The organism is Micromonospora sp. KC723 (genome assembly GCF_004348595.1).
Taxonomy (GTDB): domain Bacteria; phylum Actinomycetota; class Actinomycetes; order Mycobacteriales; family Micromonosporaceae; genus Micromonospora.
On sequence record NZ_SMKD01000102.1, the window covers coordinates 1 to 21,027 of the forward strand.

Genomic DNA, 21,027 nt, shown 5'->3' on the forward strand with positions numbered 1-21,027 from the left:
GGCGGGGGAACGTACGACCTGCTCGCCACCCGAGGGTGCCTTCAAGACCCGGGTGACGGACAGGTGAAGGCGGTGTTACCGCAAGATGTTAGCGATAACACTTATGCTGTCAATCCCTCGCCGAGCCGCTGTTGGTGGTGGGTGCGAAGTGCCCAGGAGGTTGCGTGTCGCCAGCTGGCGCCGCATCGGGCGGGTCTGCTTGGCGGCCACCATGAGGATGCCGGCGGCCGCCACGAGCCGGGTTGGTTGCCGTCGACCAGGAAGCCGGCGGTCCGCAAGGCAGAGTCGGTGCCGCGGCCAGCGCGTGCGGCAGCCCCGCCCTGTTCACCTTCGGTGACCGGCTTGCCGGGGTTGTCGGCGCGGTGGCCGTCAGGCCAGTGTGCGCATGGGGGATGACGCCCTCGGCGGGTGACATCTTCCGGTGAGGTGGGGCGTCGCAACTCCATGATTGCCAACGCGGCCCCCACCCGTGCTTCGCGCGGCCTGCTGCGCCGGCGCGAGGTGGCTGCCGGTGGAGTTGGCACGGGCCATCAAAGCGGGGAACTCAGACCGACCTGCCACAGAGTGTCCACGGAGGACATACCTAGAGTTGTGGGATGGCGCGTGCGATGATAATCCCGGCCCTGCTCCGCAGAACTCCTGGCCAGACGTCTCGGGGGACAACAGCTCGTGGAGGTGTTCATGCCTGAGGCGCACGTCGCTGCTGGCCCCGCCAGAATCATCCCCCTGCGCGACGCTCTACCACGCCTGGTCCGTGACCCGCTGGCGGCGCTCGTCCACTTCGGGAACCAGTCCGGCGGCGAGGTCGTGCGTCTCAATCTCGGAACCTTCCGCCCGTACCTGGTCACCCACCCCGAGCACCTACAGCAGATCCTGCGGGACAGGACCAGCTACATCCGCGACGGGGAGAGCATGCTGTGGCGGTCCGTCCGCCGAGCGGTCGGCGACGCGATCCTCGTCACCGAGGGCGAGTTGTGGGAGTCCAGCCGGGACACCCTGCAACCGCTGTTCACCAAACAGCGCGTCGAGGTGCTGGTCGACCGGATGGCGGTCGCCATCGTCGAGGCGGTCGCGGCGCTGGATGAACCGGCTCGAACGGGCCAGGCCGTCGACGCCATGACCGTGATGTCGCGGATCGTGTGCCAGGCCACCACCCGGGTGCTCTTCGGCCAGAAGATACCTGTGTCCGACGCGCTGCAGATCTTCGGTCACCTGGGCACGATCACACGCACGATGGTGACTCGCCTGCTCGCCCCGGGCGTGCCCGACTGGATTCCCCTGCCAGGCGACCGCGCGTTCCGCAAGGCCGTGGAGAACATCGACGCCCTGGTCCTACCGATCATCCGGAAGGAACGCGCGAACCCGGGCGACGGCGACGACATCATCGCGACACTCTGCCGCCCGAGGGCCAACGGATCGCAGGCCAGCGAGGCCCAGGTCCGCAGCGACGTCGTCGCCATGTTCGCCACGGCAACCGAGACCACGATCAGCGTCTTGTCCTGGCTGTGGCCGGTCCTGGAGACGCACCCCCATGTTGCCGACCGGCTGTACGCGGAGATCGACGAGGTCGTCGGACGCGGACCGGTGCAGCGGGCACACATCCCGCAGATGCGCTACACACGAATGGTCCTGGACGAGATGTTGCGCCTCTGGCCCGCAGGCTGGAACATCCCGCGCACAGCCGTCGGGGAACAGGTTCTGGGTGGTGTCCGGATCGACTCCGGAGCGACCATTCTGGTCAGCCCGTACGCGACCCAGCGAATGAAGGCGTTCTGGGACCGCCCTGACGCCTTCGACCCGGAGCGGTTCTCCCCCGATCGGCCGCGTCGGCAGCACCGCTACAGCTACTTCCCGTTCGGGGGCGGCCCACACCAGTGCATCGGTCAGCACCTCTTCCTCCTGGAAGCGCCGATCATCATCGCCACTCTGCTGAGCCGGTATCGGTTCCGGCTCGGGCAGTCCGCCGACCTCAAGCCGCGGCTTGGCGCCTCACTACGGCCCCGGCCAAACATGCTCACTCTGCTGGCACGCGACGGCGCCTCAATCTCGTGATGCCACGCCCGCAGATACCGGTGGCCGCCGGTGACGTGCTCACCGCAGCGGAGCAGGGACGGGTCTGCGCGCTGGCTGTCAGCCTCGGGCGGGACCTGCACAAGGTCGTGGCCCGCCACCAGGACCTGTTTGCCGGCCGGCCGTTCGATCCGGCATTCGTCACCAGCGTCGCGATGTCGGTGGCCTTCACCGCACCCGAGTACACAGTCGAGCAGTTGCGGGTGACGGCCCGGACGGTGCTGTGGGTGTTCGCGGCGGACTGGCAGATCGACTACCTGGCGAAGTCGGAAGATGAGTTGTCGGCGATCGCCGACGACTGCCTCGCGGTCGCCGACGGCAGTCCGCCCGACGACAGGCATCCCCTGGCGCGGTTGCTGGCCGACATTCGCGACGAGTTGGCTGGGGCGCCAGCGTTCGCAGCCGTGCAGCCGGTGTGGCGGGACGAACTCGGGCGCATGTTCGCGGCGATGGCCCGAGAGTGGAGCTGGAAGACCGCGCACGAGGCGTCGGACGCGCGGAGTGTTGCTCCGACCCTCGACGAGTATCTCGCCAACGCCGACAACCTCGCCGGCGTGCTGGTGAGCGTGACGCACTGGGCCCACCTCGGTGACCGGGACAGCCTCGACCACCTCGACGAGTTGAGAGTCGTCGCCCGGGAGGTGCAGCGCGCCATCCGGCTGGTCAACGACCTGGCCACCTATCGGCGTGACCTCCAGTGGGGAGACCTGAACGCGCTCATGCTCGTGGGCGACCCCACCGAGGTGACCGCCAGGCTCACAATGGTCATCGAGGGTTGCCACGACCTGATCCGGCCGCTGGAAGACACCTGCCCCAGGCAGGCTGCTTTCCTCAGACGCCAGATCGCGTTCACCCGTGGCTTCTACCAGCTGTCAGATTTCTGGGGCAGCCTGTGAACAGGGTGGACGCCGTGCCCGCCGACATCGTGGGGGGCGACATCGACGCCGCCGCGGATGACCTGATCGCCGGCCTGGAGGCGGAGCCGTGGGGCCACGTCGCCCCATCGGTGTACGAGACCGCCCGGCTCGTGGCGCTGGCACCGTGGCTCGACGGGCATGTCGAGCGCATCTCCTACCTGCTGGAGACCCAGCGGGCGGACGGTGGGTGGGGCCCACCGCAGGGGTATGCGCTGGTTCCCACCCTGAGCGCCACCGAGGCGCTGGTCGCGACCCTTCGGTCGGGAACAGCGGCCCAGCGGGGTCACGAGGTGGCGCACCTGGCCACCGCGGCCACCCGCGGCCTGCAGGCGCTCACCACCTGGCTACGCGCGGATCTGCTGGTGCCGGACACCCCGGGAGCGGACCTCATCGTGCCGTCACTGGTGGCGGCGCTCAACGAGCACCTCGACCATGCGACGGAACCCCGCCTCGAACCCTGGCAGGGCGTGCGGCTCGGTCTGCCAGCGGGGATGGATGGCACCCGCCTCGTCCAGGTCCGGCACGCGATGGCGGCCGGAGCCGAGCTACCGGACAAGCTGCTGCACTTCCTGGAGGTCCTGGGCCCTGCGCCCCGACGTGCCGCCGGCATCCGCCCGGTGGGGCCCGGTCCGGTCGGCGCCTCGCCTGCGGCAACCGCTGCCTGGGTCGCCAGCGCTGATGCGCCAAGCCCCACCGAGCCTGCCCTGACCTACCTGGCGAGCGTCGCTCGCGGTGGACCCGTGCCGTGTCCGCTTCCCATCACCGTCTTCGAATCGGCATGGGTGGTGAGCGGGCTGGCACGGGCCGGCCTGCGGACAACGGCGCCCCCGAGCATCGTGGCGAGGCTGAGTGCTGCGATGGACCCGGCGGGCACTCCCACCGGGGCAGGACTTCCCGCCGACGCAGACACCACCTCGGTGGCGCTGTACGCGCTCGGGCAGCTCGGCCAGCCCGTGGACCACAGAGGTCTGTGGACGTACGAGACCGCGGACGGGTTCTGCACCTGGCCCGGGGAGGACGGCTTCTCGGTCACCACCAACGCGCATGTCCTGGACGCCTTCGGTCATCACGTGCGCAGCAGCCCCGAACCCGCGCGGCGGTACGTGACGGCCATAGATCGGCTGACGGTGACGCTACGAGAGCACCAGATGCCCGACGGACAGTGGCAGGACCGGTGGCACGCCTCGCCGTACTACGCCACCATGTGCTGCACCCTGGCACTTGGCGACTTCGGCCGCAGCCCCCTGGCGGTCGAGGCGGTGGCGAGGGCCGTCGACTGGGTCCTGTCCAGCCAAAGGCCCGACGGGTCGTGGGGCCGATGGGGCGGCACCGCCGAGGAGACCGCGTACGCGCTGCACGTGCTCCTGACCGCGCGCCCAGGGGCCGCCGGAGTCGGCGCGGCGCTGAGACGCGGCTACACGTTCCTGTTGGGCGCTGCGGGCCAGAAACCTGACCCTCCCCTGTGGTACGGCAAAGAGCTCTACCACCCCGCGGCGATCGTCCGCGCCGCGGTGCTCGCCGCACTCCACCTCGCGCGGCAGCGACCGGAGAAGACCGCGGCGACGGTCGCCACGGCTGTGCCCAAACCACGACAGGCCGGCGGCAAGGCAGTGATCAGCGACGCTTGAGGGACGGTTCGGACACTGCTAGCGTGCCCCGTTGTCGCGTGCCGAAAACCTTGGACGCGCCCAGGTACCACAATTCACCAAGGCTTTGTGCCGGGTGCTTCCACGGCCGACTGGGACGGTGTAATGCGTTCTCGCAGTACCAATCTACGCACCAAGGTGATCGCGGTGTTGGCGTCGCTCACTGCCCTGTGGGCGTTCGCGGCATGGGTGACCCTCCGGGAGGGCGTGAATCTGCTCTGGGTCAATACACTGAACAGCAAGGTGTATGAGCCGAGCGCACCTCTGCTCACAGCGTTGCAGGTCGAGCGGCGACTCACCCTGGCCTACCTGGGTGGCCCAGGCGAGAGCCGGGCGCGCACGGCTCTGGACACGCAGCGGCAGGAGACCGAGCATCTCGCGGCTGACTTCAAGGAGTCAGCACAGAGCTGGCAAGCGGATGTCGCCGGCAGCGCCAGGCTGGCCAGCCAGCTCGACGCCACCTACGCCAGCCTGGACGCCCTCGCCGCCCTCAGAAAGTCCGTCGACGAGCGGACCATCGACCGCGCCAGCGCGGCGGCCGCGTTCGCTGACTCGATCGACGCGATTTTCGGTGTCTACCACGCCACCGCGAGCCTCGACGACAAGGAGATCGCGGGATACGCCGAGGCGCTCATCGGCCTGAACAGGATGTCGGAGGTGATCTCGCAGGAGGACGCGCTGATGAGCGGCGTTCTCGCGAGCGGCCGGATCACCGCCGTCGAGCAGGTCCAGTTCGCGCAGCTCGTGGGTTACCAGCGATTCTCGGGCGCCGAGACCTCGATCAAGCTGTCTCCGGACGACCGCGCCCGATACGAGCGGATGCTCGCCGGCGAGACCTTCAACCGTCTCCGGTCGCTCGAAGACAAGATCGCCCAGGCCGGTGGCACCCGATCGGTTCTGCCAGTCGAGGCCGCCCAGTGGCGCGCGGCGGTGGACGAGGCTCAGGCCGAGCTGCAGGGTGTCGTGACGGCCGGTGGCAACGGAATCGTGAGCGACGCCACGGGTGTGGCCATCTGGGTCATTGTCCGCCTGACCCTCGCGGCAGGCCTCGGCGCGATCGCCGTTATCGCCTCGATCCTGCTGTCGATCACGACCGCCCGCGCCCTGGTGGCCCAGCTGCAACGGCTTCGCGATGCCGCCCACCAGCTCGCCGACGAGCGACTGCCCGGCGTGGTCGCCCGACTTCGCGCGGGCGAGCAGGTGGACGTTTCCGCAGAAGCCCCACCACTGGACTTCGGCGACGATGAGATCGGCCAGGTGGGCCAAGCGTTCAACCGCGTCCAGGAGACCGCCATCCGCACGGCGGTGGAACAGGCCGAGCTACGGCGCAACGTGCGTGAGGTGTTCCTCAACCTCGCCCGACGTACCCAGGCACTGGTGCACCGGCAGGTGACGCTGCTCGACGACATGCAGCGGCAGGAGGAAAACCCGGACACGCTCGAGGGCCTGTACGGGGTCGACCACCTCGCGACCCGGATGCGGCGCAACGCGGAGAACCTGATCGTGTTGTCAGGAGCGACGCCCGGCCGCGCGTGGCGGAAGAACGTGCCCATGATCGACGCCGTGCGTGGCGCCGTTCAGGAGGTTGAGGACTACCGGCGGGTCGACGTGCTGCACATCGGCTCCGTCAGGCTGGCCGGCCGGTCCGTCAGCGATGTGATCCACCTGCTGGCGGAACTGATCGAGAATGCGCTGTCCTTCTCGCCGCCGCATACGCGGGTCACTGTGAAGGGGCAGCTGGTCGGGAGCGGCTATGTGATCGAGGTCGAGGATCGCGGTCTCGGCATGAGCCAGGAGGATCTCGCCACCGCCAACGCGCAGATCAACAGCCGCAAGGAGTTCAACCTGGCCAACGTCTCCCAACTGGGCCTGTTCGTGGTGAGTAGCCTCTCGCAGCGGCACGGGATCCGTGTGCGGCTCAAGGAATCGCCGTACGGCGGCACGACTGCCGTCGTGCTCATCCCGGCTGAACTCGTGAGCGAAGTCCCCGACAACGAGCTTGCAGCCGCTTCTCGGGCAGGCGGGCGAGCACCGGCCGCGGCCGGTCGTGGCGACGGTGACGCACAAGCCGCCGCCAACGCGCAGCCTGCCAGCGCGATCGGTCTTGCTGATCCACCCGCGCCCGCCCGGCGGAGGAGCGGCCGGGCGTGGAAGGACCTGTCGCCGTCGGTCGAGCCCGAGGCAACCTCGACCGCGACCGGCGGCCGGCCCCCTGCCGCCGAGGCCCCGTCTCCGGATGCCTCGTACACCCCGGGCGGGCTGCCGATGCGGGTACGCCAGGCGAGCCTTGCGAAGCAGTTGCGGGATCCCGCAGCCGCCCGTGCCGGTGAAGGTGCCGACGACGGAGACGCGCCCCGCCCGCCGGAGGAGGTGCGCAAGATGATGAGCTCCTACCAGAGCGGTACCCAACGCGGCCGCACCGACGCCGCGCGCCTGCTCGATGACGAGCCTGGCCAGGCGGGCGATCCCGACGGACGCTCGAACGACGCGCCGGCGGCGGATGAACAGCCCCATACCTGACCCGAGCTGCGAGATCACACTCCCGGCCGCTGGCCGGACAGAAAGAGGACAACGTGGTGCACCGAGAAGCCGCGAGCGCTGACCTGGCCTGGTTGCTGGACGATCTGGTCGGGCGCGTCAGGCAGGCGGAGAATGCGGTCGTTCTCTCCGTGGACGGCCTGGTGCTAGCCGCCTCGCAAGGGCTGAGCCGCGACGACGGAGACCATCTGGCGGCCATGGCGGCGGGTATTCAGAGTCTTGCCAGAGGAGGGGCGGAGCGATTCCAGGGTGGTCCCGTGCGGCAGACCATCATCGAGATGGCGGACCGGTTCCTGTTCGTCACCGCAGCTGGCCGTGGCGCGTGTCTCGCGGTGCTGGCCTCCGGCGGCGCTGACGTCGGTCTCATCGCCTACGAGATGGCCATGCTCGTCACCCGGGTCGGCAAGTACCTGGCGTCGCCGGCGCGGAACAGCGATGAGGCGGTCGAGGAGAGTTTGGCGCGACAATGACCCTTCCCCCCGACGACGCCGCTGAGGAGCTATGGGTCGATGATGAAGCTGGCCCGATTGTTCGGCCGTACGCGCTGACGCGCGGGCGAACCCGGCCCACCAAGGGCAGTCTGCTCGACCTGATCTCGCTCGTGATCACCGTCCGGTCGCCGGCCGAGTACGACGCCGGTATAGGACCTGAGCAGCTCAGAGTAGTCAGCCTGTGTCGACGTCCGCTGTCCGTGGCAGAGGTCGCCGCGTACCTCAACCTTCCTATCGGCACCGTGCGGGTGCTCCTCGGTGACCTGCTCGACCGGCAACTCGTCCAGGTTCGCGAGCCCCGGTCGACGACCGATCTTCCCGACGACAGCATCTTTAAGGCAGTTATCAATGGACTTCGAGCGCTCTGACGGGCCGGTGGTCGGCCTCCGCGTACCGGCCGCCACCAAGATCCTGATCGCCGGCGGGTTCGGGGTGGGAAAGACCACCATGGTCGGCGCGGTGAGCGAAACCAAACCGCTGCGTACGGAGGAAGTGCTCTCCGAGAAGGGTGTCAGGGTCGACGACATCTCCGGCGTGGAGCAGAAGGCCACCACGACCGTGGCAATGGACTTCGGTCGGATCACCATCAGCGAAGATCTGGTGCTCTATCTGTTCGGTACCCCCGGGCAGGACCGGTTCTGGTTCGTCTGGGACGAGTTGGCGCTCGGCGCGCTGGGCGCGGTCGTGCTCGCCGACACCCGCCGGCTGGCCGACTGCTTCCCGTCCGTCGACTACTTCGAGCGGCACGGCACGCCGTTCATCGTGGCGGTGAACTGCTTCGAGGGCGCCCGCCGCTACGACATCGCGGAGGTGCGGGCCGCCCTCGACCTGGATCCGAACGTCCCGGTGATGCTCTGCGACGCCCGGCAACGGCAGTCGAGCAAAGAGGCGCTGATCGCACTGCTCGAGCACGCGATGAGGCAGCCCACCCGGAATCGCCGGCCTGAGCCGGTCCAGTAGCGGCCTCCGCCGCACCCTTCGGCGACGAACGAACATGAACCGGGCCATCCGTCAGGCCAGCGTCCCCATCGCGGTGGTACCGCCACGGCTGTGACCCTTTGACGACGGGTCCTAGCGCGAACGGACCACGGCCGTGACCTCGACCTCGAGCACGGCGCCCGCCAGGAAGAGCTTGCTGACCTCGACCGTCGTGCTCGCTGGTGGTGGTGTGCCCTGGAAGAGACGGCGCCGGACGGCCCCGTACGCCGGGAGATCCGCCAGGTTGGTCATGAACGTCCGGATGTGCAGCACGTCGTCGAAGCTCGCGCCGTGCGCCGCGAGCACGCCGCTGACGATCTCGAAGATCCGTTCGGCCTGAGCGCCAGGGTCTCCGGGGGCGACCACCTTGCCGTCGTCGTCGACGGCGACCTGTCCGGCGAGCATCAGCAGCGCGCCGCCGCCGACGTCGATCCGGGCGACGTGGGCGAAGCGGTCGCCGAACGGGGCCGCGACGGATGCGGGGTTGTCCAGAGTGAGGTTCATCAGGCTTCCTTCACGGAGTGGGTAGAGACGAGGGAGGAGAGGTCCGCGTTCTGGTCGGGCGCGGCTTGCATCAGGGCCAGGGCGGCTTCGAGCGCGGGAGACGACGCCAAGTGGCGCAGCGCCAGCCGCGCGTCCTTCGCCGCCAACGCGACTGCGAACGAGGCGCCCGGCGTTGCGACCCGTTCAACGGCGCGGGCGAGGGGGCCACGGCCGAGCACATCGAGGGCGGTCTGCCGGTCGACACCGAGCGCCGCGGCGACGGCCAGCGCGTCGCGCAGCCCAGCGACCGCTGTCACCAGGCCCGTGTTCGCGATGAGCTTGACGGCCGCGCCGGCGCCGACCGGACCGCAGTGGCGGACCGAACCGAGCTGTTGCAGCACCGGAGCCGCGCTTTCCAGGGCGTTGGCAGAGCCGCCCGCGAAGATCGCCAGCGTGCCGGCCCTGGCGGCGTCGACGCTGCCGCCGACGGGGGCGTCGAGGAATGAGACGCCCTCCGGGAGGCGACCGGCGACCGACCGGACCTCGTCCGGCCCGATGGTCGACATCTGCACCACGACCGTCCCGGGTCGGAGCGCGGCGGCGGCGCCGTCCGGCCCGAACAGCGCTGCCTCGACCGCGTCGGCGTCGGCGAGCATGACGATGACGACGTCGGCGTCGTCCACCGCGGCGGCCGGGCTCGCGGCCACTGTCGCGCCGAGCGCGGCCAGCGGCTCGGAACGCGCCGGGCTGCGATTCCACGCCGTGACCCGGTGACCACCGGCGAGGAGGCGGTGCACGATCGGCGTACCCATGTGTCCTGTCCCGAGGACTGCGGTGATCTTCACGCTGATAACGCTAGGCCGGTACAAGTCATGCGGCCAACGAGTGTCTCGCATGGCTGCTATGCGTGGTTAACATACCTGCCGTGGAGACTCAGCTGCTGGAGGTGTTCCGTATCGTCGCGGAACACGGCTCGATCACGACCGCCGCCCGCGCCCTCAGCTTCACCCAGTCGGCTGTCTCCCGCCAGATCGCCGCGCTCGAGGCCGACCTCGGCGCAAAGCTCTTCGACCGGCTGCCCCGCGGCGTCGCCCTCACCGAGGAGGGCCGTGAGCTGCTCCCGCACGCCGAAGCGGTCCTCGACCGGCTTGCCGCCGCCCGGCGCGACCTCGAGGACCTGCGCGGACTCGGCCGGGGGCGGCTGCGCGTGGGAGCTTTCCCGACCGCGGTCGCGGCCCTCGTGCCCCGGGCGATGGCGTCGTTCCGATCGGCTCACCCACAGGTCTCGCTGTCGCTGGTCGAGGGCGTGACGCCGCGGCTGCTGGAGCGCCTGCTCGCGGAGGAGGCGGAGGTGGCCGTGGTCAGCACCTCTCCCACGAGCGAACTGGATCGTGAACGGTTCGACCTGCGGCACCTGCTCGACGAGCGGCTTATGGTCGCGGTAGCGCGCGGCCACCGGCTCGCGCGCCGCCGCTCGGTGCGCCTGGCGGACCTCGCGGAGGACGCGTTCGTCGTGGGCTCGGCCACCGCGGAGCACAGCCTGCTCCGCGCAAGCCTGCCCAGCGGCTTCACGCCGCGCACTGACATCGTCGCGGCCGATTGGACCGGCAAGCTGGGATGCGTCGCCGCCGGGTTGGGGGTGGCTCTGGTTCCGGCTCTGGCGGTACGCGGGACCCCGCCGGACATCGCCCTGCTACGCCTGCATCCGGACGACGAGTCGGTGCGGCAGATCTTCGCGGCGACCGTGCGGGGCAGGACGCCGTCACCGGCGCTCACGCGTTTTCTAGACCACCTGCGGGCGGAGGCGACCCGCCTCGGCTGACCGCCCCACGTTTCTCTGCGGCCAGCCCAGTAGCACAACAAGCACAAGGCTGGTGAAGGTGAAGCGTTACCCGTTGCAGTGGCCCTGGTTCGATGCCCGTCCCTCGACGTCGAGCTGGAGGATCCCGCGGAACCCGCGCCAGGCCGTGGCGACGTCGGTCACTACCGCCGCTTCCGGCCGGGCTGGCGCGGGATCCGCGCGAACTCGTCGGAGCTGCGCCGCCACGGCACACCCATGCCCGTCACCAGGTCCTCGGCCGCTTGGACACAGGTGCGCGGCGACAGTGGTGTGCCACGCGGACGCCGCGCCGCTGTCTACTACGCCGTCAGGACTCCGCGCAGGCCGTTGACGGCGTCGAAGGCCGGGTTGGCGCCCCCGGCGGCGTCCTGCCACAGGTCGCGCCACTCGGAGTCCGCGGCCATGATCCGGTTTAGGGCACTCACCGCGAGTACCGCCAGGTCGTCGGGCAGATCGAGCCGGCCGCCGTCGCGTAGGAAGTCCGGCGCGTACGGGGAGGTGATCGGCTGCCCGCCGGGCCGCTGCGCGGCCACGATCGCGGCTGCGGCGATCGCCTCGCAGGCGACGTCGGCGTCGAGGTAGCCGTCGTCGCCGGCGGCTCGGTTCAGCGCGTCGCGGACCAACGCCGGGCGCTTGGTCATGTCGGTGTCCTCGAGGTCGCCACACCAGTCAGCGGCGGTGTCGTTGTCGAACGGTCCGCTGTCCCAAGTCCCCACTGAGCCCTCCTCGTGTTCGGTCGCGCGGATTCTCGCACCGGCCACCGACAGGTCCGCGATCGTCACGTGCGCAGGGATGGCGCGATCACCGACGAGACGCCGGTGGGTGAGGCCACCGCCTGCCGTGTCGATCAGGTCGGGATGCCGGACAGTGTCAGTAGGAGGTCCCGCACCTCGGTGGCGGCGACGGCCGGCCGAGCGTGCGCCCGGTCGGAGCAAATGATCATCGGACCGTCGCGGGGGTCGTCGGGGAGCCGGCCGTGGGAGCCCCGGACCGCGCTGGCGCCGGCGTCGAGACCCACCACACTCATCAGGTAGCGCATGCCGATCTTCTTCCGCAGCAGGGCCACGGCCGCCCGGGCCCTGGCCGCGCGCGGGTTCGTCGGGTCGAGGAACAGCTCGGCCGGGTCGTAGCCGGGCTTGCGGTGGATCTCCACCAGTCGCGCGAAGTCGGGGCAACGGGCCTCGTCGAGCCAGTAGTAGTAGGTGAACCAGGCGTCCGGTTCGGCGACCAGCACCAGCTCCCCGGCCCGTGGATGGTGCAGCCCGTGCGCGGATTTGCCTTCCGTGCCGAGCACCTCGGCCACGCCGGCCACACCCGCGCAGAGCTTGGCCACCGCCGGAACGTCGGTCGGGTCACGGACGTACACGTGGGCCACCTGGTGGTCGGAGACCGCGAACGCACGTGATGTCCACGGGTCCAGGTACTCCATGCCGGCCTGGGTGTAGACCCGCAGCAGCCCTTCGGCCCGCAGCGCGCGGTTGATGTGCACCGGACGCGACACCGGTGTGATGCCGTACTCGGAGAGCACAACGACCGTCGCGTCGCCCGCCGAGTCCAGCAGCGGCGTCATCACCCGGTCCAGCTCCGCGGCGGCGACGGCGGCCTGCGGCGCGTCGGGGCCGTACCGCTGCAGGTCGTAATCGAGGTGGGGGACATAGGCGAGGGTGAGATCGGGCCGGTGCGCCGTGCGGATCCGCTGTGCCGCCGCACAAATCCATGCCGACGACGCGATGCCGGCGCCCGGCCCCCAGTAGTTGAACAACGGGAAGGTGCCCAGCGCCGCGGTGAGGTCGTCGCGCAGCCCTGGTGGGTCGGTGTAGCAGTCGGGGTCCTTGCGCCCATCGGCGTGGTAGACCGGCCGAGGGGTCACCGTCCAGTTCACGTCCGCGCCCATCGCGTACCACCAGCACACGTTGGCCACCGTGAACTCCGGCCGGTGTCGCCGCGCGGCATGCCACACCTTCTCCCCGCCGACGAGCCCGTTGTGCTGCCGCCACAGGAACACCTCGCCGAGGTCGCGGAAGTACCAGCCGTTGCCGACCACCCCGTGCCCGGCCGGTGTCTCGCCGGTGAGGAAGGTCGACTGCACGGAGCACGTCACGGCGGGCAACACCGTGTCCAGCGGGGCTTGCCAACCCGAGGCGGCCAGCGCGCGCAGCCGGGGCATGAATTCGAGCAGCCGCGGCGTGAGACCGACGACGTCCAGCACCATCACGGGCGTCACGACGGCAGCTCCTTCAGATCGAGGTCGGTCAGCCGGTCCCGGGCCCACGCCAGCTCGGCCGCGATCCCGGCGGTGAGCTGCGCCGGGCCGTCCGGCCGGGACCGCGGCGGCAGCACGTTCCAGGTGTACGTCTCGACGTCGAGGTGGTCGCAGACGGCCTCCGCCCCGCCGAGCAGCTCGCGCAGCGCGTCGGTGAGCACTCCCGTCGTCGCACGCAGCGGCGGCATCGGCGCGGCGTGCAACGGGACGTGATAGTGCACCCGCCACGGGGACTCCCGCGCCTCCCACGAGAGCGCCTCGGGCAGGTCGTCCGCCGACCGGCCGTCCCGGCTCCGCGTCTGGTGCAGGAACCTCGGCTCGACGTAGCCGCGCAGGGCGTCGCCGTCCCGGGCCGGATCGGCTGCCTCCAGCGCCGCCGACAGCTGTGTCTTGACCACGGGCACACCGGCCGACCGCAGCCGGGCCAGTGCCGCCGCCGGCTCCTCCCACGCACATGCCAGATGGGCCAGGTCCAGGCACACTCCCAGGTACCGGGTGTCCACCCCGGACAGCACGGCGGCGGCCTGCGCGGTGGTCTCGACCACGCATCCCGGCTCCGGCTCGACGGCGACCCGGATCAGGCGGCCGGTGCGCCGCTCCAGCGCCGCCAACTCGTCGACCAGCATGGACAGGGATCGCCGGCACGTGTCGGAGCGCTCGGGTGTCCAGGGCTCGCGCCAGGCCAACGGCAGCGTGGAGATCGATCCACGGGCCGCGTCGGTGGGCAGCACGTCGGCCAGGACGGTCGCCAGGTCCAGCGTGTACCGCAGGCGCTGCGGTTCGGTCCAATCCGGCCGGTACACCGCGTACTTGACCACCGGCGCCTGGAACGCCGCGTACGGAAACCCGTTGAGCGTCACCACCTCCAGATCGCGCGCGGCCAGCTCCTGCCGCAGCCGCCGCCGCGCGGCCCGGTCAGCGGCCAGCCCCGCCGCGGCGGGCGCCGCCAGCCACAGCCCGAGCCCCAGCACCGCGCTGCCGAGCCGGCGCCGGACCGGCACGGCGTACGTGTCGAGTTGGGCGAGGATCCCGGTCAGGTCCTCGGCCGCGTGCACATTCGTGCAGTACGACAGGTGCACCACGCTGCCGTCACGATGCCGTAGACGCATCAGCCACACCCCCGAGACGCCCGTCAACCGTCATGTGTCACCTCTCGGTGTCCGCACGCGTGGACCTCCGCAGCCCGCAGGAACTCCAGCGAGCGCCGCGCGACCTCCGGTGCCGCGTGGGAGTGCCGGGGCAGCTCCACCGCGACCAGCCCGCGGTATCCGCCGTCGACCAGGGCGCGCAGCACCGGCGGGAAGTCGATCTCGCCGGCGCCGAACTCCAGGTGTTCGTGCACTCCTCGGCGCATGTCGTCGATCTGGACGTTCACCAGGTGCGTCGCCACGTCGGTCACGCACTCGGGCACGCCCACCGGCTCCAGGCACCGGCAGTGCCCGATGTCCAGGGTGAGTCCGAACGCGGCCGGTGCGCCGAGCTCGGCCCGCAGTCTCCTCCACCCGGCGATGTCCTCGACGAGCATGCCCGGCTCTGGCTCGAACCCGATCGGCACGCTCCGGTCGGCTGCCAGCGCGACGACCTGCGCGACGCCGTCGACCAGCCGCGCCCACGCGGTCGACTCGTCCACCTCGGCCGGCCGTACCCCCGCCCAGCAGGAGACCGCCTCGGCACCCAGGTCGGCGCCGATCGTCACCGCCCGGCGGAGGAAGTCGATCCGGCGAGTGCGGTCGTGGTGCAGGAAGGTCGGCGCGTGCTTGCGCCACGGGTCGAGCAGGTACCGTGCGCCGGTCTCGATGACCAACCCGAGGTCGAGGTCGCGCAGGAGGTCGGCCGTGTGGGTTACCTTCCGGGCCAGGGAGGCGCCGAACGGGTCGAGATGGGCGTGGTCCAGGGTCAGCGCGACCCCGGCGTATCCGAGGTCGGCGATCACGGCAAGCGCGTCCGCCAGCCGGTGGTTGGCGAAGCCGTTGGTGCCGTAGCCGAACCGCAGCCCGTTCATGTCGGTGAGATCCAGCGGGCCAGGGCCCGGCCCAGTGGAGCGGCGGCCGCGACCGCCAGACCGGCCCGGATCGCGCCGGTCCGGGCGATCAGGGCACCCTGTAGGGCCGGCAGCGCGGTGATGCCGGCGCCGACCACGGCCCGCACCCGGGGCGGCGCCGGGTCGCCGAGCACTCCGGCCTGGGCCTGCCCGTACCGGCGGGCGTAGTCGACCGTCAGCAGCCTGGCCACCGACGTGGCAGCGCCGGCCGGAGCAGCCGCGTCCGGGCGGGCCACCGCCGCGGCAACCGCGACGGTGGTGGCGAGCGTGGCGGCGGCGACGCGGGGTTGGGTGCCGCTGACCTCTCCCCGCGACAGCGCGGTGACGGTGTACGTGTGCGCGCCGACTGCGAGAGCGGCCGGAACCGCCCGAACCAGGCGGCCCGTGCTGGCCCCGTGCAGCACGTCGAGTGCCCGGCAGGCGGCCATCGCCAGCGGGCCAGCCACGGTGTTCTTCGCCCACAGGTCGTACGCCCACACGGCGGCCGCGAGCGGGCTGGCCACGGCGAGAGCGCGCCGGCCGCCGACGGCCCCGGAGATCGCGAGCCCGGCGGCGGTGAGGCCGGCCGCGACCCCCAGCGCGACGGGGGCGGGCACACGCCCGGACGGGATCGGCCGCTCCGGCCGCTCGACCGCGTCGAGTTCGCGGTCGGCCCAGTCGTTGGCTGCCATGCCCGCCCAGTACAGGCAGACCGACGCGCCGGCCAGGCCGCCGGTTCGCCGGTCGAGCACGCCCGTCGCGGCGGCACCGGCCACGACGTCGCCAGGCACCGAGAGCGCGGCCGGCGCACGGACCAGTTCGGCCAGCGCGCGAAGTCTCATCACCGCTCCACCATGGACAGCTCGAAGTCGCCGATTCCCTCGGCGTGGTCGACGCGGCTGGTGCCCTGGTGGCCGAGCACGTCGCGGAGTATCCGCTGTTTGCTGGCCACCTCGGCGGCGTTGGGGCCCGGGTTGGAGAGGATCGCACCGTCGCCGCCGCCGTACAGCTTGATGCCAGACCACGCGGGCTCGCGGAGGTTGGACCAGCGCGGCAGCCCGGTGCCCCGCAACGCGGGCAGTTCGGTGACGTATCCGGTCGGCTCGACCAGCCGCGCCCGAAGCGCCGACGCGCTGACCGTGGCGCTGCCCGCGACCGACCCGCGCGCGCCGATCAGCCAGATGCCCGTTCGCATGCTCACCCTTCCCGCTGCTCGGTGGACGATCTGGACGCGCCCGAGCCGCGTCGGCCCGCGGGTGGTGCCTGGGCGCCGAAGGTGTACGCGGGTGTCGATCAGCCCTCATGCCGTCAGCCGCGACGGGCAGCCAGGTTCGCCGGATGGTGACACAGCGTCACATGCGCGGCGTCCTGATCTCGTCGCTCGCTCTGGCCAGGATGCGCCAAGAAATCATCAGAAGTCAATATGACGCTGCGGGAATAGATTCCATAACGGTTTGCGGCCAGTTCTTTTAGGAATGCCCGCTCGGTTGGTGTGGGAGGTGCGAATGGAGGGCTTCGACCAGCGCTCCAGAGGTCCGGTCTCCGCCCGTGGCCATCGCATGCTTACCCGCTCCTGGAGTTCGATGTCTGCCGGGTTCGAGACAGGCCCGCGGCTGCCCTGCGAACGCGGGCCCAGGTGAGAGGCGCGGTGTGGCCCCAGGTGCCACGATTGGACGACGAAGAAGCGATCCTTGAGGCGACTACCGTGCGTAGGGGTTCTTGTTCAGAAGCCGCCGTTCACCTCGGCTCGGGTACCGTCGAGGGCGGTCGCGATGGCCTCGTAGCTGTCGCGGCTCGGGTTCCTGCCGCCCGTCGCGTGGCCGTACTGCACCGCGAACATGTGCGCGCCGGGAGCCAGGTGTACTCCCGGCTTCAGTGTGAACGTATAGACCAGCGCGTCCGGCTGCTGCTCTAGGCTGGTCACCAGCTCGTCGGCCACTACGGTGCTCCAGGCGCCGGTGCTGGTCACATCAGCGGTGCGCGCGACCCGTACGCGTAGCTGGAGCGCCGTGACGGTCTCGCTGTTCTTCAGGGTCACGTTGCTCTGCGCCCAGTTGTCGATGCTGTGCGGGTCGACGGCGCCGTTGGACCACAGGAAGCCCTGCTGGACGGAGGCCGCCCTGCCCGGGGGCGCCGCCGGTGAGCGAGGCACCTGAGCAGTGGGCGTCGAACGGCCCGTAGCGCCATGGCTCGGCACCGAACCGGCAGTGGTGCTTGCGGCGGGCGTGGAGGAGGGGGTCGAGGCCGCGGTCGGGGTGGGGGACACCGGGGCCGAGGCTGCGGGTACGGGTTCCCGCGTCACCTCGTCGCGAACAGCGGCCCAGGTCACGGCGACGCTGACCCCGAGTACCGTGGCCACGGTCGCCGCCATTCCGGCGACCACGGCCGTCCGCCTGCGGGTGGAGCGGGGCGCGCTGGACGGGCGAGTCGCCTGGCCGCGCTGGATCCGGGCCAGCATGGCCGCACGGTCCGGCTGGTGAGCGGCCGCGGCCGCGCGAAGCGCGGAGCGGATGGGACCCGACGACATCAGCTCCCCCTTCCCGACGGGCCGGGCGGAACGATGGTCCGCGAGGCGGAAGCTAGCCACCGGGTGCCGTCGTCCGCCGACGGTGGCAGGCCGCCAAGCAACCGGGTCAACTGGGCCGCCCCGCGTGACGTCTGGCTCTTCACGGTGCCCACGGAGATGCCGAGCGTGCGCGCCGTCTCCTGCTCGGACAGGTCGAACGCGTACCGCAACACCACGCACGCCCGACGCCGGTACGGCAGTCGGCGAAGCGCCTCGCGTACATCGACGACGGCGGGCACGTCCACGTCCTGTGTCCGCTCCCGCCACAGCAGGCCCACGCCGAGCAGGCCGCGCCGCTCCCGGCCCAGTCTGCGGATCCGGTTGCGGGCCAGGTTGGCGAGCACGCCACGGGTGTACGCGATCGGGCTGTCGGCCGCAACGACACGGTCCCAGTGCCGCCATGCCTCCAGCAGGGCGTCGGCGGCCAGGTCGTCGGCCACCTCCGCCTCGCCGGTGATGAGGTACGCCAGGCGTGCCAGGTCGGCGTAGTGCGACTCGAAGAAGGAATGGAAGGCGTCCTCGCGCGCGCCGGCCCTCACCAACGTAGCGGATGCCGGCGGTTCACGTGAGACCGTGTGTCGGAGGGCTGGCCGCCAGCGCGAGTTGTCGCGACCGACGGGCTGTCTGCTCGTCGCGGACGCGCATGCGCTGTGACACCGCGTTGCCTGTCATGGGGCTGATTTATAGCCCCAGCCCGTTGCTTCTGTCCAGCCAGCGTTCTCACCCTGGCGGGGGCCGCCTCAGCTGTTGTCATGGTGCGTGGCGCGGTGGGAACGGCTTCGAGAATCTGCCAACACAGGGGACCTCGTAGGTGCGGCCGCCTGCAAGTGGGTCGTCGGCGCGTGCACGACCTGACCGCCGCACGGTTACGGCAGGTCGAGCCGATAGGCACGCACGGCGGTGCCGCCAAAGACCTGATCCTGCTCCGGCCGGCTCAGCCCAGCGGTCAGCTCCTCGGCCGCGGCGACCACCTCGGCGTAGGACCCGGCGAGCAGACACACCGGCCAGTCCGAGCCGAACATGACACGCCTGGTGCCGAACGCCTCCAGCGCCGTCTCCGCGTAGGGGCGCAGCGCCGGTACGGTCCACGCACGCCAGTCCGCCTCGGTGACCATGCCGGACAACTTGCAGTAGACATTCGGCTCCGCCGCCAGTTCGCGCAGCCAGGCCGCCCACGGCTGGAGTTCGCCCGTGGCGATCGATGGTTTGGACAGGTGGTCCAGAACAAAGGTGACCTCGGGCAGTGCCCGCACTGTGTCGATGGCGGAGGGTAGCTGGTGGGCAAGCGTGAGCAGGTCGTAACAGAGCCCCGCGTCACCCACCGCGCGCAGCCCGCGACGGACTTCTGCCCGGTTCAGCCAAGCGGGATCCGCCTCCGCCTGGACGAGGTGCCGGAAACCGACGAGGCGCTCGCCGCCGGGTGCGGCCCGCAACGCCGCGAGCGTGTCGCGGATACTGTCGGCCGTCAGGTCGACCCAGCCGACCACGCCCGCCACCAGGCTGCTGCCGGCCGCCAGGGCAAGGAACTCCGCGGTCTCGTCCGCGTCGGCGAGCACCTGGACCAGGACGGTGCGGTCGATTCCGGCCTCGGCGACCGGTTCGGCCAGATCGTCCAGACTGAACGAGCGGCGGATGGGTGCCATCCGTGGTTCTGCGAGCCACGGCTGCGGCCGGCGGTCGAGGTGCCACACGTGGTGGTGCGCGTCGATCCTGACCATGGCACTCCCACCCGGAGACGTTCGGTTCGAACCCGCGAACGGGCGACAGGGCGCCGGCCGATGACCGGGCTGGTGAAGCCCCGGCATGCCGACGAGCGTCGATCGCTGCGTCGCGCTATCGGATCCTAGCCACGAAATCCCATGTCCGAAAAGGTCCTACGGCGGTACGCCCAGCAATGATCACCATGACATCGAAGAATCTGCCTGCGTGATCCCATGACCTCCCTGGACAGGAGGTAGGGGCAGAGCTATAAATCAATCCCACGACGCGCAACGCCTCGTCCACATTTCGGTCACTGTCCGTGAACTAGCCATCGCCCTCGAAGGCCGAGCGACCGGGAAGGCACACATGAAGACGAAGATGAGGTTGCTGGCCACCCTGACCACCCTCACCGCCACGCTCGCGTTGGGCGCGGTGACCGGATCCGACGTCGCCAGCGCCGAATCCAACGGCGGTACCCGGGTGATGCCGCTCGGTGACTCCATCACCGAGGGCACCCAGGTGCCCGGCGGCTACCGGATCGGCCTGTGGCAACGTGTCACCAATGGCGGGTACCGGGTGGACTTCGTCGGGTCACAGTTCAACGGGCCGGCGAACCTGGGCGACCACGACCACGAGGGTCACCCTGGGTGGCGCATCGACCAGATCGACGCGCGGATCAACGGCTGGCTCACCACCTACCAGCCGCTCACCGTACTGCTGCACATCGGCACGAATGACGTGCTGCAGAACTACGACCTGCCCGGGGCGCCCCGGCGTCTCTCCACCCTGATCGACCGCATCACCAGCACGGTTCCCCACGCCGACGTGTTCGTCGCCCAGATCACTCCGCTGGCCAATGCGGGCCAGAACAACGCGGCCCGCACGTTCAACGCGGCGATACCCGGCATCGTCCGGGACAAGGTCGCGGCCGGCAAGCGGGTCCACCTTGTCGACATGCACAGCGCGCTCACCACGGCGGACCTCATCGACGGCGTTCACCCCACCGCCGGGGGGTACGACAAGATGGCGGCCACCTGGTACGCCGCCCTGCGGTCGGTGCCGGGCAGCATCGGCAGCCCCGGTGGCCAGCCGAGTGTGAGCATCGTGGGTGGTGGCTCGGGTCGGTGCCTGGATGTTCCGGGACTGAGCACCACCAACGGCACCCAGTTGCAGCTGTGGGACTGCTGGGGCGGGTCGAACCAGCGGTGGACCTACACCGCGAGCAAGCAACTGGTGGTGTACGGGAACAAGTGCCTGGACGCGTCCGGGCGTGGCACCAGCAACGGCACCCCGGTGATCATCTGGGACTGTAGCGGTCAGGCGAACCAGCAGTGGAACGTGAACGCCAACGGGACCATCACCGGGGTGCAGTCGGGACTGTGTCTGGACGCGTCCGCGGGCGGGACGGCGAACGGCACGAAGATCGTCCTCTGGTCGTGCAGCGGCAGCGCGAACCAGCAGTGGAGTCTGCGCGCCTGACGGGAGCGACCTGCGGGCTGGCAGCGGGCGGTCGC

Annotated in this window: 21 protein-coding genes; 10 read left to right on the forward strand and 11 right to left on the reverse strand. The window is 70.6% G+C overall.

What is annotated here, in order from left to right:
• Window positions 1-720: 720 nt before the first annotated feature.
• From E1165_RS20705 to E1165_RS20735, 7 genes are all read left to right on the forward strand, one after another.
• Window positions 721-2,052: a cytochrome P450 gene (locus tag E1165_RS20705; RefSeq protein WP_207916981.1), complete on the forward strand. Its 1,332-nt coding sequence runs from the start codon at window positions 721-723 to the stop codon at window positions 2,050-2,052.
• Window positions 2,052-2,966, forward strand: coding sequence for a terpene synthase family protein (locus E1165_RS20710; RefSeq protein WP_132393447.1), 915 nt, complete (start codon window positions 2,052-2,054; stop codon window positions 2,964-2,966). The genes E1165_RS20705 and E1165_RS20710 overlap by 1 nt, the downstream gene beginning before the upstream one ends.
• A gap of 5 nt (window positions 2,967-2,971) precedes the next feature.
• Complete coding sequence (locus tag E1165_RS20715; protein ID WP_371687371.1) at window positions 2,972-4,615, forward strand: prenyltransferase/squalene oxidase repeat-containing protein; 1,644 nt, start codon at window positions 2,972-2,974, stop codon at window positions 4,613-4,615.
• A gap of 123 nt (window positions 4,616-4,738) precedes the next feature.
• Complete coding sequence (locus tag E1165_RS20720) at window positions 4,739-7,153, forward strand: nitrate- and nitrite sensing domain-containing protein (protein WP_132393449.1); 2,415 nt, start codon at window positions 4,739-4,741, stop codon at window positions 7,151-7,153.
• Window positions 7,154-7,206: 53 nt separating this feature from the next.
• Window positions 7,207-7,641: a roadblock/LC7 domain-containing protein gene (locus tag E1165_RS20725; protein WP_132393450.1), complete on the forward strand. Its 435-nt coding sequence runs from the start codon at window positions 7,207-7,209 to the stop codon at window positions 7,639-7,641.
• Window positions 7,638-8,030, forward strand: coding sequence for a DUF742 domain-containing protein (locus tag E1165_RS20730; RefSeq protein ID WP_132393451.1), 393 nt, complete (start codon window positions 7,638-7,640; stop codon window positions 8,028-8,030). The genes E1165_RS20725 and E1165_RS20730 overlap by 4 nt, the downstream gene beginning before the upstream one ends.
• Window positions 8,011-8,622, forward strand: coding sequence for an ATP/GTP-binding protein (locus E1165_RS20735; protein WP_132393452.1), 612 nt, complete (start codon window positions 8,011-8,013; stop codon window positions 8,620-8,622). Before E1165_RS20730 ends, E1165_RS20735 begins: the two co-directional genes overlap by 20 nt.
• Window positions 8,623-8,733: 111 nt before the next feature.
• Here E1165_RS20735 and E1165_RS20740 read toward each other — a convergent pair whose 3' ends face one another.
• Both E1165_RS20740 and E1165_RS20745 read right to left on the reverse strand, forming a co-directional pair.
• Entirely contained in the window at window positions 8,734-9,144 is a 411-nt protein-coding gene (locus tag E1165_RS20740) for a RidA family protein (protein ID WP_132393453.1), read from the reverse strand.
• A complete protein-coding gene (locus tag E1165_RS20745; RefSeq protein ID WP_207916978.1) occupies window positions 9,144-9,968 on the reverse strand; it encodes an NAD(P)-dependent oxidoreductase in 825 nt (274 codons plus the stop codon). The genes E1165_RS20740 and E1165_RS20745 overlap by 1 nt, the downstream gene beginning before the upstream one ends.
• 80 nt (window positions 9,969-10,048) lie before the next feature.
• Between E1165_RS20745 and E1165_RS20750 the strand changes: the two genes are divergently transcribed.
• Complete coding sequence (locus E1165_RS20750; RefSeq protein WP_132393455.1) at window positions 10,049-10,945, forward strand: LysR family transcriptional regulator; 897 nt, start codon at window positions 10,049-10,051, stop codon at window positions 10,943-10,945.
• Between the two features lie 317 nt (window positions 10,946-11,262).
• Here the strand turns inward: E1165_RS20750 and E1165_RS20755 are convergent, their stop codons facing one another.
• The 7 genes from E1165_RS20755 to E1165_RS20785 all read right to left on the reverse strand — a co-directional run bounded on the left by E1165_RS20755 (window position 11,263) and on the right by E1165_RS20785 (window position 17,398).
• Window positions 11,263-11,679 (reverse strand): DUF4259 domain-containing protein, encoded by a 417-nt coding sequence (locus tag E1165_RS20755; protein WP_132393456.1) that lies wholly within the window; start codon window positions 11,677-11,679, stop codon window positions 11,263-11,265.
• 131 nt (window positions 11,680-11,810) lie between these two features.
• The gene (locus tag E1165_RS20760) at window positions 11,811-13,175 is read right to left on the reverse strand and encodes an alkaline phosphatase family protein (protein ID WP_132393466.1); all 1,365 of its coding nucleotides are present in this window, start codon (window positions 13,173-13,175) and stop codon (window positions 11,811-11,813) included.
• An 8-nt stretch (window positions 13,176-13,183) separates the two neighbouring features.
• Window positions 13,184-14,335: a metabolite traffic protein EboE gene (gene eboE, locus E1165_RS20765; RefSeq protein ID WP_132393457.1), complete on the reverse strand. Its 1,152-nt coding sequence runs from the start codon at window positions 14,333-14,335 to the stop codon at window positions 13,184-13,186.
• A gap of 23 nt (window positions 14,336-14,358) precedes the next feature.
• Window positions 14,359-15,228: a sugar phosphate isomerase/epimerase gene (locus E1165_RS20770; RefSeq protein ID WP_132393458.1), complete on the reverse strand. Its 870-nt coding sequence runs from the start codon at window positions 15,226-15,228 to the stop codon at window positions 14,359-14,361.
• Complete coding sequence (locus E1165_RS20775) at window positions 15,225-16,091, reverse strand: SCO3242 family prenyltransferase (protein ID WP_132393459.1); 867 nt, start codon at window positions 16,089-16,091, stop codon at window positions 15,225-15,227. Before E1165_RS20775 ends, E1165_RS20770 begins: the two co-directional genes overlap by 4 nt.
• Window positions 16,088-16,447 (reverse strand): hypothetical protein, encoded by a 360-nt coding sequence (locus tag E1165_RS20780; RefSeq protein WP_132393460.1) that lies wholly within the window; start codon window positions 16,445-16,447, stop codon window positions 16,088-16,090. The genes E1165_RS20775 and E1165_RS20780 overlap by 4 nt, the downstream gene beginning before the upstream one ends.
• 522 nt (window positions 16,448-16,969) lie before the next feature.
• Complete coding sequence (locus E1165_RS20785; RefSeq protein ID WP_132393461.1) at window positions 16,970-17,398, reverse strand: hypothetical protein; 429 nt, start codon at window positions 17,396-17,398, stop codon at window positions 16,970-16,972.
• 55 nt (window positions 17,399-17,453) lie between these two features.
• Between E1165_RS20785 and E1165_RS20790 the strand changes: the two genes are divergently transcribed.
• The gene (locus E1165_RS20790) at window positions 17,454-17,726 is read left to right on the forward strand and encodes a hypothetical protein (RefSeq protein WP_132393462.1); all 273 of its coding nucleotides are present in this window, start codon (window positions 17,454-17,456) and stop codon (window positions 17,724-17,726) included.
• Window positions 17,727-17,772: 46 nt separating this feature from the next.
• On the opposite strand, the gene E1165_RS20795 is transcribed toward E1165_RS20790, so the two are convergent.
• Window positions 17,773-18,351: a SigE family RNA polymerase sigma factor gene (locus E1165_RS20795; RefSeq protein ID WP_207916979.1), complete on the reverse strand. Its 579-nt coding sequence runs from the start codon at window positions 18,349-18,351 to the stop codon at window positions 17,773-17,775.
• Window positions 18,352-18,678: 327 nt separating this feature from the next.
• Window positions 18,679-19,530, reverse strand: a complete 852-nt coding sequence (locus tag E1165_RS20800; protein WP_132393464.1) for an amidohydrolase — start codon at window positions 19,528-19,530, stop codon at window positions 18,679-18,681.
• A 349-nt stretch (window positions 19,531-19,879) separates the two neighbouring features.
• On the opposite strand from E1165_RS20800, the gene E1165_RS20805 reads away from it, so the two are divergent.
• Entirely contained in the window at window positions 19,880-20,992 is a 1,113-nt protein-coding gene (locus tag E1165_RS20805) for a ricin-type beta-trefoil lectin domain protein (protein WP_132393465.1), read from the forward strand.
• Window positions 20,993-21,027 lie beyond the last annotated feature (35 nt).